The sequence below is a fragment of the Blautia sp. 210820-DFI.6.14 genome (assembly GCF_020558815.1).
GTDB lineage: Bacteria > Bacillota > Clostridia > Lachnospirales > Lachnospiraceae > Blautia_A > Blautia_A obeum.
Map to the genome: position 1 here is coordinate 1 of NZ_JAJCKS010000122.1, position 294 is coordinate 294.

The 294-nt window shown below is 38.1% G+C and carries 1 protein-coding gene; it reads left to right on the top strand.

Going from position 1 to position 294, the window contains the following annotated elements; all coding sequences use genetic code 11:
• A partial coding sequence (locus LI112_RS18005) for a PcfB family protein (RefSeq protein ID WP_227191221.1) occupies positions 1–294 on the top strand: 294 nt, incomplete at both ends.

Consider the following 294-nt stretch of genomic DNA (forward strand, 5'->3'; position numbering starts at 1 on the left):
AAAGCCAGGGTTCTGGTTTATCCAATATTGAAATCACAGATGGAAATATCAAGTCCTTTGAGCGGGTGGCGAAAAAATACCGTTTAGATTTTGCCTTGAAAAAAGACAGTTCGACCAAGCCACCGACCTACTATGTGTTCTTTAAAGGGCAGGATACAGAAATGATGAATCTGGCATTTAAGAAATATTTGGGTGTACAGATGAACAAAAAGGATAAGCCATCTATTATGAAAAAACTTATGCACTTTAAGGATGCTGTGTCTAAAGGAAAGAACAGAGAACGAGCAAGAGAAC